We start from the raw sequence: 223 nt of genomic DNA on the forward strand, positions 1-223 counted from the left end.
GGTGCGCCGTTCGCGATCCCAGGACTTTGCCTTGTGGCGCGTCTCGGTATAGCCACGCAGAACCGGCAGGTTCTCGATGGCGCGTCGCGTGCGGATGTCGTCGGCGACCTCCTCGACTTTTCTGGCGAGAGGCTTGGTGCCGGACAGACCGAAGATGTAGTCGATGCCGTTGGTCTCGCACCACGCCATGGCCTCCGGCCGGGCATAGTGCCCGTCGCCACGG

Annotated in this window: 1 protein-coding gene; it reads right to left on the reverse strand. The window is 65.9% G+C overall.

What is annotated here, in order from left to right; all coding sequences use genetic code 11:
* A partial coding sequence (locus QJT78_RS52665) for a transposase (RefSeq protein WP_281461002.1) occupies positions 1-223 on the reverse strand: 223 nt, incomplete at both ends.

It is taken from the genome of Bradyrhizobium sp. Mp27 (genome assembly GCF_029953005.1).
GTDB classification, from domain to species: domain Bacteria; phylum Pseudomonadota; class Alphaproteobacteria; order Rhizobiales; family Xanthobacteraceae; genus Bradyrhizobium; species Bradyrhizobium barranii.